The 11,440-nt window shown below is 62.5% G+C and carries 10 protein-coding genes; 6 read left to right on the top strand and 4 right to left on the bottom strand.

Annotation, left to right across the window (positions count from 1 at the left end):
* Positions 1 to 115: 115 nt before the first annotated feature.
* Genes VGO04_RS18380 through VGO04_RS18360 form a run of 5 tightly spaced genes read left to right on the top strand, consistent with a single transcriptional unit; the run spans position 116 to position 4,961 of the window.
* A complete protein-coding gene (locus VGO04_RS18380; RefSeq protein ID WP_104663760.1) occupies positions 116 to 1,039 on the top strand; it encodes an amidohydrolase family protein in 924 nt (307 codons plus the stop codon).
* Between the two features lie 18 nt (positions 1,040 to 1,057).
* Positions 1,058 to 2,002, top strand: coding sequence for an amidohydrolase family protein (locus tag VGO04_RS18375; RefSeq protein ID WP_034791749.1), 945 nt, complete (start codon positions 1,058 to 1,060; stop codon positions 2,000 to 2,002).
* A 60-nt stretch (positions 2,003 to 2,062) separates the two neighbouring features.
* Positions 2,063 to 3,436 carry a UbiD family decarboxylase gene (locus VGO04_RS18370; RefSeq protein WP_327497404.1) on the top strand — a complete coding sequence of 458 codons (1,374 nt, stop codon included), beginning with the start codon at positions 2,063 to 2,065 and terminating at the stop codon, positions 3,434 to 3,436.
* Positions 3,437 to 3,439: 3 nt separating this feature from the next.
* Positions 3,440 to 4,021 carry a UbiX family flavin prenyltransferase gene (locus tag VGO04_RS18365; RefSeq protein WP_327497403.1) on the top strand — a complete coding sequence of 194 codons (582 nt, stop codon included), beginning with the start codon at positions 3,440 to 3,442 and terminating at the stop codon, positions 4,019 to 4,021.
* Position 4,022: 1 nt separating this feature from the next.
* Entirely contained in the window at positions 4,023 to 4,961 is a 939-nt protein-coding gene (locus VGO04_RS18360; RefSeq protein ID WP_327497402.1) for an XdhC family protein, read from the top strand.
* A gap of 60 nt (positions 4,962 to 5,021) precedes the next feature.
* Here the strand turns inward: VGO04_RS18360 and VGO04_RS18355 are convergent, their stop codons facing one another.
* From VGO04_RS18355 to VGO04_RS18345, 3 genes are all read right to left on the bottom strand, one after another.
* A complete protein-coding gene (locus tag VGO04_RS18355) occupies positions 5,022 to 5,741 on the bottom strand; it encodes an SDR family NAD(P)-dependent oxidoreductase (protein ID WP_349256602.1) in 720 nt (239 codons plus the stop codon).
* A gap of 65 nt (positions 5,742 to 5,806) precedes the next feature.
* Entirely contained in the window at positions 5,807 to 6,235 is a 429-nt protein-coding gene (locus tag VGO04_RS18350) for a putative quinol monooxygenase (protein WP_327497401.1), read from the bottom strand.
* Positions 6,236 to 6,319: 84 nt separating this feature from the next.
* The gene (locus tag VGO04_RS18345) at positions 6,320 to 7,174 is read right to left on the bottom strand and encodes a VOC family protein (protein WP_327497400.1); all 855 of its coding nucleotides are present in this window, start codon (positions 7,172 to 7,174) and stop codon (positions 6,320 to 6,322) included.
* 145 nt (positions 7,175 to 7,319) lie between these two features.
* Here VGO04_RS18345 and VGO04_RS18340 point away from each other — a divergent pair, with 145 nt between their 5' ends.
* Complete coding sequence (locus VGO04_RS18340) at positions 7,320 to 8,522, top strand: MFS transporter (RefSeq protein ID WP_327497399.1); 1,203 nt, start codon at positions 7,320 to 7,322, stop codon at positions 8,520 to 8,522.
* On the opposite strand, the gene VGO04_RS18335 is transcribed toward VGO04_RS18340, so the two are convergent.
* A complete protein-coding gene (locus VGO04_RS18335; RefSeq protein ID WP_327497398.1) occupies positions 8,519 to 11,419 on the bottom strand; it encodes an ATP-binding protein in 2,901 nt (966 codons plus the stop codon). The genes VGO04_RS18340 and VGO04_RS18335 overlap by 4 nt on opposite strands.
* Positions 11,420 to 11,440: the final 21 nt, after the last annotated feature.

Here is an 11,440-nt window from a genome sequence, read left to right as displayed (position 1 = left end):
CGTTCCCTCCGTCTTCGGCATTTCCTGAGATCGCGGATCCACGCCCGGCTTCGGCCGGCATGGCGTTCATCGCGCGGCCCCGCATCGACCGGACCCTCTACGACAGGAGAAACCTATGATTATTGACCTGAGCTGCTATCCAACCGACCTGGTGGACCTGGCTTGGCGACACGACGGACCGGCGTTCACCGGCGACAAACTGCTGAAGATGATGGATGGCCCGTATTATGTGAACGGCAAGCCGCGCCGGATCGACAAGGCCTTCATCCAGCCGCCGCAAGGCAACACCATCTACACCCACGAGGTGATGGATCTGGAAGGCAAGGCCGCCATCCGCCAGTACATGGCCTACACGGAAAAGATGGTGACCGAGCATCCCGACCGGTTCCTCGGCTGCTTCGTCTACAACCCGCGCTACGGTACCCAGAACGGCGCTGAAGAAATCGAACGCTACGCCAAGGAGTTCGATTTCAAGATGGTGCAGCTGCAGGCGAACATGCACGCCTACCGCCCGGACCGGGCGCTCGACTGGCTGCGTCCGGCCATGAAGAAGTGCGCCGATCTCGGCCTGATGGTGAAGGTGCATACCGGTGACGGTCCGTACTCGATCCCGACGGAGTTCTACCCGATCATCCGCGAATTCCCGGAAGTGAACTTCATCCTGGCGCATTTCGGCGTCCAGACCGGCGGCGTCTACGTGTTCGAGCCGATGCAGATGGCGCTCGACACGCCGAGTGTCTACGTGGAATCCGGCTGGTGCCTGCAGTCTCGCATCGTCGAATTCGCCAAGGTGCTGCCCAAGCACAAGATCCTCTTCGGCTCCGACACGCCGCCGAACGAGCCGGGCATGTGGATCAATCTCCTCGAAGTCCTCTGCCACGAGCCGCCGCAGGGCCTGAACCTCGATGAGGATACGCTCGAAGACTACCTCGGCAACAACGTCGCCCGGATGATCGGACTGGAAGCGACAAAGCCACCGGCCACCGTCGAGGAAGCCGAGGCGTATCTGCGCCAGCACGGCGTCGCCCTTGCCGCGTAAATTTGAACGGAGTGAACAATGATCATCGATACCCATCTTCACCCGACCAACCTCGTCGACGAGGCGTGGCGTCACACGGGCGAGCCCTTCACCGGCGAGCGCATGCTCAAGCTGATGGACGGTCCCTACATGATCAACGGCAAGCCACGCCGGATCGACATGGGCTTCATCCAGCCGCCGCCCGGCAACACCGGCTACCGCGACGGCAACCGCAAGGGTCGCGACGGCATTCGCGACTACATGGCCTACTGCGCCGAGCTTTGCCAGAAGTACCCGGACCGCTTCATCGGCAACTTCAACTACAACCCGCGCTGGGGACCTGAAAATGGCGCGGCGGAGCTCGAATTCCACGTCAAGGAATACGGCTTCAAGATGCTGAAGTTGCACGCCAACATGCACGGCTATCGTCCTGACCGCGCGCTCGACTGGCTGCGTCCGGCGATGAAGAAGTGCGCCGAACTCGGCGTCGTGGTTCTCATCCACACCGGCGACGGCCCGTACACCATCCCGACGATGTTCTACCCGATCATCCGCGAGTTCCCGATGGTCAACTTCATCATCGGCCACTTCGGCATCCAGACCGGCGGCAACTACTCGTTCGAGTCTTTCTGGATGGCGATGGATACGCCGAACGTCTATTGCGAGTCCGGCTGGTGCTTCCAGTCGCGCATCGTGGAGTTCGCCCAGCAGCTGCCGAAGAACAAGATCGTCTTCGGCACGGACAGCCCGCCGAACGATCCGGGCATGTGGCTGCGCGAACTGGAAGTGCTCTGCAAGGATCCGCCGCACGGCATCAACCTCTCCGAGGACGATCTGGAAGGCTATCTCGGCAACAACATCGCAAAGCTCGTCGGCATCGATCCGTCGCCGCCGCCGCGGGACCTCAGGGACGCGCAGGCGCGCCTGAAGGATAGCTATGCCGGTGTCGACCGGGCCACGGGCAAGCACAAGGAATTTGCCTGAGTAAAGACGACGGCGCCCAATCCGGGCGCCGTCACCCTCCAGTCGCGTCGAGGCTAAGATATGACCCAGTACCACAAGCAAGATGTCCGCAGCTTCCTCGCCGACTACAGGGCGGAGCACCCCGAAGATGTCATCACCATCGACCAGCCGGTCTCGGACGATCAGGATGCAACGGCGCTGATCTGGAACCTGGCTGAGCGGGGCCGACACCCCATGCTGCACCTGAAGAACGTCAGCGGCATCGGCAGCGAAGTGCTCTGCAACATCTTTGCCTCGCGCGACCGTATCGCTCGTCTGCTCGGGTCGACCGCAGACAGGCTGCACGAGGCCTACCAGGCGCGCGCCAACCGGCCGTTCGCGCCGCAGGTCCTCAAAGAAGGCCCGATCACCGAAGAGATCATCTCCGGCGATGCCGTCGACCTCGACGCGCTACCGATGCTCAAGCACTTCGACACGGACCGGGCGAAATACATCACGAGCGGTATCATCATCGGTGAGCATCCGGAAACCGGTGCCGGCAATCTCAGCTACCATCGCGCGATGATCCATTCGAAGAATGCGCTCGCCACATCGCTGCATTCGCGCGGCCATCTCTGGCGGCTGATGAACATGGCCAAGGAGAAGGGCAGGCCGATGCCGGTCGCGATGGTCATCGGCGGCCATCCGCTGTTCATGATCGCGGCCTCTGCCCGACTTGCCTTCGGCGAAGACGAACGCGATGTCGCCGGCGGCCTGATGGGCGAACCGCTTCAGGTGGTGCGCACGCCGAAATACGGGATCCGTGTCCCTGCCCATGCCGAGATCGTGCTTGAAGGCGTGCTGGATCCCGAAGCGCATGTGGAGGAGGGGCCGTTCGGCGAGTTCACCGGCTATTCCTCCGACCGCTCGACCAACAACCTCTTCACGGTTGAAACCGTGATGCGCCGGCGCAATTCCATCCTCGTCAGCGTGGCGGGCGGCAATTCGGCCGAACACTTGAACCTCGGCCGCGTGCCGCGCGAGGCCGAGGTGGTGGAGAAGCTGAAGGCCCGCTTCCCTTCGATCACTGCGGTGCACTACCCCTCGTCGGGCACGCATTTTCACGCCTACATCGCCATGAACCAGACGCGCGAAGGGGAGGCACGGCAAGTCATGCTCGGCCTTCTCGGTTGGGACCAGTATCTGAAGACCGTCGTCGTGGTGGACGCGGATGTCGATATCACCCGCGACAGCGAGGTGCTCTGGGCGCTTGCCACGCATTTTCAGCCACATAAGGACGTCGTCATCATCGAGGGCCTGCCGGGCAATGCGCTCGACCCCTCCGCCAGCGGCATCGGCACGACCTCGCGTATGGGGCTCGACGCGACGCGCGGTCCGAATTTCCATGGCGTGCGCGCCCGCATCAGCGACGAGGCAAGCGCACGCGCAGCAAGCCTCCTCAAAAGTGTGGGGTAGGCGATGACACATCCGAAACGCATGATCGTCGGCATTTCGGGCGCGTCGGGCGTGGTCTACGGCAAGCGCATCCTCGAATTGCTGCGTGATCTCGAGATCGAGACCCATCTGATCATGTCGCGTGCCGCCTGCATCACGCTTGCGGCCGAGGCGACATTTTCCAGGCAGGATCTCGAAGCGCTGGCGACGACCACCCATTCCAACAAGGATATCGGCGCCGTCTGTTCGTCCGGCTCCTACAAAACTCTGGGCATGATCGTTGCCCCCTGTTCGGTCAAGACACTGGCCGAGATCGCCACGGGCACGACGGACAACCTCATTTCCCGTGCGGCCGACGTGGTGCTGAAGGAACGCCGTCGCCTCGTCCTGATGCTCCGGGAGACGCCGCTTCATCTCGGCCATATCCGCAACATGGCGCAGGTGACTGAAATGGGCGGCATCATCTACCCGCCGGTGCCGGCCTTCTACGCGAAACCTCAGAGCATCGAAGACATGGTCGACCACACCGTCGGCCGCGTGCTCGATCTCTTTGATCTCGATCCGGGTGTCGTGCGCCGCTGGCGGGGAACGCAGGGAGTGGAATGAGATGACGATCCGCATCGCCGCCGATCCGGAAACGCTTGCGCCGGAGCCGCGCGCCGCCTTCCTGTCGGACGATGCGATCGAAATACTGTCCTTCGCCGCTCGATCGCTCGAAGAGGGGAAGCCCACCGCACTCATCACGCTCGTCGACATTCGTGGCGGTGCGGCGCGCGCCCTCGGCGCTCAGATGGTCGTGCGCGGTGATGGTCTCTATTGCGGTTTCGTCTCCGGTGGTTGCACCGAAGCGGCGGTCGCCGCAGACGCAATGACTGCCCTGAACAAGGGCATGGATCGCCATCTTCGACTTGGCGAAGGTTCCCCGTTTTTTGATATTGTCCTTCCCTGCGGCGGCGGCATTACCCTTGCGATCCATGTCTTGGCGGACGCAGCAGTCCTGCGCCAGGCGCTTGCCGCCCTTCATCGTCGCTTGCCGGTGGGACTGCGCTACCACCCCGGCAGGCGCACCCTTTCGTTGCAGCAGGGCGGCGAGGCCAGTGGCTGGTGCGGCGAATCTTTTGTGCGCACCTATCGCCCGAGGCCGCGGGTCGTGATCGCCGGCACTCCGCTGGAGACCGACGCGGTTGCTCGCATTGCTGTTGCGGCCGGCTACGAGACGGTCGCGCTGGAGCGCGGGCAGGTGCCGTCGCCAGGCGAACTTGACGGTGATACGGCTGTCGCGCTCCTCTTCCACGATGTCGATCGCGAGTTGCCGCTGCTCAACGCAGCTCTTGCATCGTCAGCATTCTACATCGGCGCCCTTGGCAGCCGCAGGACCCATGCCAAGCGCTGCCAGTTCCTGCGCGAGCGTGGGGGAGATGAGCGTCTCCTTTCTCGGATCAAGGCGCCGATCGGCATATTCGACAAGGCACGCGATGCACGTTCGCTCGCAGTCTCGGTCGTGGCCGATATCGCCCATGCGCGCCTGCGACTCGATTGGATGTAGGTCGCCTACTCCGAAGATCGATTTTCGCACTGGTTGCTCTAACTCCGTGCCTCAACGAAGTTATCGAGCGAGATACCCGCCGTCTATGTTCAGCTCGATCCCGGTCACGTAGCTGGCCTCATCGGAAGCGAGATAAAGGCAGCCATAGGCTACCTCCAGCGGCTTGCCGCCGCGCTTCATCGGCGTCATCGCGATAACCGCTTCGTTGAGCTTGGGTTCCTGCGCATCCGTAAGCGGTGTGTGTATGAAACCCGGGTGCACAGAGTTCACGCGGATGCCGTCGGCGACGTAGGTCATCGCTGCGTTCTTCGACATGTTGCGGACAGCACCTTTGGCGGCATGATAGGAATGGGCGCCTGAAACTGCTGCCGAGCCCCAGATCGACGAGATGTTGACGATTGAGCCCGATTGCTGTTTTCGCATGACGCGCACGGCCTCGCGCATGCCGAGGAAAACCCCAGTTTGGTCGACAGCGATCATTTGCAGCCACTCCTTCATCTCAAGCTTGTCCAACGGCTCGTAGGCAATGATGCCGGCGTTGTTGATGAGGACGTCCAGGCGTCCATGCCTCCTGACAATCGCGCCAACCACCGTTGCCCATTGCTCTTCACTGGTGACATCATGGGTCACCAGTTCGATGGTGCCTGGATGGGGCCTGGCCGGCGGTTTGATATCGCTGGCCACGACAATGGCGCCTTCTCGGTCGAACAGCTCCGCCGTGGCAAAGCCGATACCGCCGGCGGCGCCCGTTACCAATGCCACTTTGCCCTGAAGTCTCACGGCGGACCCCCTTTGCGGTCTCGTGGTGCCACGCGCAAGGCGTCGGCTCTCGTTGCGTCGTTCCGCTAGTTTCCGGCCGGCGCCAGCACCTGCATTCGCCTCACCGTCACGCCTCCATCAGCAAGGTCCGGCAGCTTGGCAAACCACTCCTGCACATAGGGCATGGCGTTGTGTGCCTCGAAGTCGGCCTCGTTGGCGAAGATCTCGTAAAAGATGAAGTGGCCGGGTTTCTCCCGGTTCTCCTGAAGGAAATAGACGAGGTTCGCGGGATCACCGCGGACAAGGTCGATCAGGGGCAACGTGATGGCGCGCAGCTCTGCTTCCTTGCCGGGCTTCGCGCGGACCTCGGCAACGACCGAATAGGCACCGCTTGCAATCTTGCCATAGCCCTGACCCGGCCCTTCCTGTGCCAGCGCACTTGGGGGAAGGGCCGGTGTCGCAAAGAGGCCCACGAGCAGGACAGCCAAAGGCTGTACTCGCATTGTCTTGAGCATGTCGTTTCTCCTTTTCCCGGCAGCAGAAAGGCCGACCGACGGCCCATCAGGCTGTTGGCTCGTCGATGCTGATGCCTGACGTGCCTACTTGGCGCTCGCGAGCTGCAGATGTGCCGCCAACGCATCGGAGAACCTCTTCTTCACAGGCCCAAGCGCCTTGACGAATTCGAGTTGCTCGCCTTCGGGGCCTTTGCAGTAGATCAGCTCCCAGCCGTCCGACGGGGCAACCGTTACCTTGTTGGTATTGGTGTCGATGGGAGCTGACTTGCGCTCCTCTTCAGTCGAGACCCGAATGATGCGATTTGCCCTTACCTGAGTCATGCCACGACGTGCGGACTCCGCCTCGAGATCGGCGATGAACTGATTGAAATCGACGTCGTCGCCGACGTGGAAGCAGATGTGCATCATGCGCGGAAAGGCCGGGCTCATGTGCTCGACCGGCTCGGCGAAGGCCTTGGGACCGCCCATTGGCTGGTCGGCGTCGCGATACTGCAACAGTTCGATCACGACGTTATCGAACTGAATGAACCGCACGTCGAGCCGTTGTGCCCCGCCCCTGAGGTCGGGCACGCCTATCGTTCGCGGATTGACACCAAGCTGGTTGGCGAGAATCTCCTGGTCGGCAAGCAATGTGTTCTGGACGGCGTCGCCTTGGAAGTCACCGTGGCGAAAGACCTCGGTCCCGCCAAGAACACCGGTGTAGAACTCGTAGGCGCGCTCCATGTTTTGAACTGTCAGGCCGAAATGCTGGACACCTTGGAGCCGACCACCCAGTGAATTGGGGTCGCGGGCTGGCGCAGGTGTCGCCTGCGCGGATGCCGTTGCATTGGCCGAAAGGGCGGCTGCTATCCCGCCGATTGCAACACCGCCGGCGGCGCGCAGGACGGTGCGGCGGTCAGGGTCACCCAAATGGATGGCTGGCTTTTGCTCGTGAGACATGGCTGCTTCCTATCGGTCAGGTGGTGACTGGCCCGATGCTAGCGCCGGAGCGTTTGCCGGGCGCGTTAAGTTCGGTGAATTCTGGTGAATCGAGCTGCTCTCCGAGCACGTCGCCGCCGCTCGCGAAACTGGGGCATTGTTGGGAATGGATACGACAATTGGGTTGGCCCGACGCATAGCAATCGTGCTCGGCGCCGGTGCCGGCATGTATCTCAGCATCGGCATCGTGCTGATTTACGGCTTCAGCGTCTTCATCGTGCCAATCGCCGAGGACACCGGCTGGGACCGAACCGTCGTAGCCGCCGTTGTCGCACCGATCGCCATTGTAAACGGCCTGATGTCGCCTGTGGTGGGAGCTCTGACGGATAGGTTCGGTCCGCGCCGGGTGCTCACGGTATCTTCCGTGTCGATGGCGGCGGGAATGATCGGCGTGGGCATCCTGTCGCAGAACCTCACTGCTTTCGTCGGTGCTGTCGCCGTCGCGAGCCTCATGGGGGCTGCGCAGACCGGCGTGCCCTACACCTACTTGATAGTCGGATGGTTCTCGGCCCGGAGGGGGCTCGCGCTCGGGATAATGCTTTCCTTTGTGGGGCTTGGGATCGCGACCGTTCCTCCGTTCCTGGCGTTCCTCATTTCGGAATGGGGCTGGCGCCTTGCCTTCGTGGCGGCGGGCCTGGTTTCAATGGCAATCACCCTCCCGGTTGCGCTGTTTGCTGTTCGCGACCCGCCGGTGGTTCAGGAGGGCGATCGCGTGAGAGTGGAGGGATTTACCGTCCCGCAAGCGGCAAGAACGGCGAGCTTCTGGCTGATGCTCGCGGCGTTCTTTCTCAATTATTTTGCCGCTGCAGCCGGGTCCATTTCCCTTCCTGTGGTGCTGGCGGATCGTGGCGCGGATGCCGCAAGATCTGCGTTTGTCATGAGCTTTGTGGGATTGTCATTCATCGTCATGCGTCTCGGCTTCGGGGCGTTGCTCGATCGATTTGCCCCGGTCCCGTTGACCAGCCTGGCTTTTCTGTCGCCCGTTGTCGGTCATTGCATCCTGCTAAGCTCCGAGGGCGTGATGCCGGTCTATATCAGCGCTGTCTTTTTTGGCCTTGCCACCGGAGCAGAGGGCGACGCGATCGGTTACCTGCTATCGAAACGGTTCGGCATGCGAAGCTTCGGCAAGCTCTTCGGCGTCAACTACATGGGGTTGACGATGGGCGCCGGCCTTGGTCCGGCAACCCTACACATCATGGCCTCAGACGGCACACGCTACGCCGAGACCTTCATGATCTTTGCGGGCATTGCCGTGATTGCGCCGATCCTTCTCATGCTGGATGGCCGCACGCGGTCGCTGCAGCGTTAGGAAAACGGGTATGCGGCCCCGTTGCGCTGCGCGCGGCCGGAAACGGCGGTGTTTCTCTTGCTGGGATCCCCGCCGGTATCGAGCACGGCGTGCGCCCTCAGCAGATCGCGCGTGGTGAACCCTTCGCCAAAGCGTTGAAAAATCGGCGCGAGCAGCGCTGCGGCGCTTTCACCTTTCTCCGAGCGGAGCCAATGTTCGGCGAGGGACGTTGCTGCACGCAACTCCCAGGACAGCGCACCGTGGCGGTGCGCGAGTTCGATTGCCTGCATGTAGAGGGCCTCGGCGTCCGCCGAAGTCCGTCCTTCGTCGAGGGAGAGACCCGCCTTGATCCGCAGCAGTTCCGGAACGCACCAGATTTCGCCGGTCGAGGCCGCAAGCGCGATCGCCTCGTCGATTGCCGCCAGCCCGGCATCAATGTCGCCGTGATCCCCGAGCCCTGCCGCGTAGACGCCCATGTAGAACGGGCAACGCATGCGGAAGCCTACGGAGAGAAGCTCATCGAGCGCGGCTTTCAAGATGGTCAGGCCGGAAGCATCTCCATTCTGCAGGAGCCATTCGCCGCGCAGGGAACGGGACATGGCATTCCAGATCGTCATGGCGTGTTCGGCCACATGCGCTTGAATGCCGACAAGCATGCGTTCCGCGGCAGCAACATCACCCGTCAGCATTGCAATGGGGCAGGTCGTGTGAACGACTGCATTGCAGAGCGCGAGGGCGTGGTGGGCGGCCCGTGCCTCCTCCAACTGACGCTGCGCAATGGTCACTGCCATGTCGGGATGTCCCTGAAGCCACAACACGTTTGCAAGGGTTCCTCTTGCCGCAGATCGCGGATCCAACTGGAAACGGGCAATATCCGAGCGGGTGACAGGAGGAACATACCTCGAAATCATGCGCTCGAGGTGGCGTCGCGAACCTGCAAAGTCTCCCAGATAGCGCAGCGCGGTGCCGGTCTGCCGGTCGACATTATTGCATGCATCCACATCCCTGCAGTCGGTCGCCAGCCTTCTTATCCTGTCGGCGATCGCCAGGGCGGATCGGTGCTCGCCGGTCCAGGTGAAGTAGTCGCACAAACCCCAGAGACATCGAAGCGTGTATTCGGTGTCACCAAGCACTTCGGCACAGCCGAGCGCCGTGTTCCAGGCGGTTCTGACCTCGGGGAGCGGCCCCCGCGTATGAAGCAGAGTGGTCCCAAGCGCCAGATTGAGCTTCATGTCGTCGCGGGCGCTACGGTACTTGGCGAAGGACGCGTTGATGGCGCCTTCGACCCTTGCCCGACACTCGTCCATGAGGGACAGATGTTCCCAGAACGGGATTGCAGCGACTGTAAGCGCGATGCCCATGGCGATGCTGCGGTTGTCGACGAACGCCCAATTCAGAGCGCTGCGGATGTCGTCGACCTTGCACCCGTATTCGGCGAGCCACTGGTCGGTCGGTCTGATTTTCCATTCCGCTTCGGCGCGTTTGGCAAGCTCGAGCAGGTGTTCGGCGTGGCGTTGGCGCAGGTGGTGGTGCTCGCCGCTCTCGTCCAGTTTCTGGCGGGCATATCTGCGGGTTGTATCGAGCAGCCTGTAATGTGTCCCGAGATCTCCCCGCTCGGTCGAGACAAGCGACTTGGCGACGAGGTTTGCGACACGGCGGGTACAGTCGGCGCGAGGGCGGCCGTTGTCGACTGCGATGGCGCAGGCCGATTCGAGGCTGAATGCGCCTGAAAAAACCGAGAGGCGCCGCAAGAGCTCTCGCTCAGGCTCGACGAGTAGGCCGTAGCTCCAGTCCAGTGTCGCTGCCAGCGTCTGGTGGCGCTGGTCCCCGCACCGCATATTGCTCAACACCAGGGCTTGATCGGCAAGTAGGTCGAGGAGTTCCCGCGTGCTAAACGCGTCCAGCCGCGGTACGGCGAGTTCGATCGCGAGGGCAAGTCCGTCGAGGCGCCGGCAGATTTCGGCGACGATGGGCGCGTTCTCGTCGCTGAGCGCGAACCCACTGCGACTGCTGGCCGCGCGTTCGACGAAAAGGTCGATTGCCGGGAACGCCAATGCCTGGGCTGCCGTCAGTCCGCACGCGTTGGGAGGCGTTTCGAGTGGCGGCAGCCGATACACGTGTTCACCGGCAATTCGTATCGGTTCGCGGCTTGTAGCCAGTATTCGCACCCTGGCTGCAGAGGCCAGCAGCGCCTGCGTGCAGGTTGCGACCGCTTCTACGAGATGTTCGCAATTATCAAGGACAAGCAGCAATTCCCGATCGGCCGCGAAAGCGACCAGTGCGGCTTCGATGTTTGCGGAATGTACCCTGAGGCCAATAGCTGCGGCGATCGACGTCGGCACGAGGGCTGCATCGCTCACCATGGCCAGGTCGACGAACCAGACGCCGTGGGCATAGGCCGCAGTGAGCTGGTCGGCGACGACGAGTGCCAGCTTCGTCTTGCCGATGCCACCGGAGCCAACGATCGTCAGAAGGCGGCTCTTCGCAAGGGCGCTCTGGACCGCGTCCACGGCATCGCGCCGTCCCAGCAGCCGGGTCGTGGCGGCCGGCAGATTGTGCCTTCGGGTGTCCTCGGGTCTCTCGGCAGGCCGGATATCGCCAAACCTCGATGCGTGCACGGGCGACACGAAGCGATAGCCGCGGCCACTGACCGTCGCGATGTATCGTGTGTCGTTCGCGCTATCGCCAAGGGCTCGACGGAGTGCCGCTACGTTTACCTTGAGATTGCTGTCTTCGACGAAGGTACTCGGCCAGGCACGCGCAACAAGCTCGGCCTTGCTGACGACCTCGCCAGGACGTTCAACCAATGCCGCGAGGATCTCCAGCGCGCGGCTACCCACGCGGACGGCCGTCTGATCTCGCAGAAGCGCCTGACGCTCTGGAACAAGGACGAACGGACCAAAGGCATAAGACGGCACGATCGAAGCTCCAGGAAGCTG

Origin of the sequence: Ensifer sp., assembly GCF_035999185.1 — a bacterium.
Lineage (GTDB): Bacteria > Pseudomonadota > Alphaproteobacteria > Rhizobiales > Rhizobiaceae > Ensifer.
The sequence above is the reverse complement of the archived record's forward strand: the minus strand, read 5'-3'. Positions and strand labels throughout refer to the sequence as shown.